The 288-nt window shown below is 68.8% G+C and carries 1 protein-coding gene; it reads right to left on the bottom strand.

The window, feature by feature from the left end; translation table 11 throughout:
* Positions 1 to 288: acyl-CoA dehydrogenase family protein (locus ADK60_RS27480; RefSeq protein WP_286185309.1), on the bottom strand; the 288-nt coding region annotated here is incomplete at both ends.

The raw sequence follows: 288 nt of genomic DNA on the forward strand, positions 1-288 counted from the left end.
CCGAAGAACGTCAGGTCCCCGTCCCCCCGCTGCGACCTCGCCGCCGCCGCGTACGTCAACTGACGCGCCGCCTCCAGCTTCATCGCCATGTCCGCCAGCATGAACTGCACACCCTGGAAGTCACCGATCGGCTTCCCGAACTGCTTGCGCTCGCGCACATACCCCTTCGCATAGTCCAACGCCCCCTGCGCGATCCCCAACGCCTGCGCCGCGATCGTCACCCGCGTGTGGTCCAGCGTCCGCATCGCCGTCGCGAACCCCGTCCCCTCCGCACCGATCATCCGGTCC

It is taken from the genome of Streptomyces sp. XY431, from assembly GCF_001279805.1.
Classification (GTDB): Bacteria; Actinomycetota; Actinomycetes; order Streptomycetales; family Streptomycetaceae; genus Kitasatospora; species Kitasatospora purpeofusca.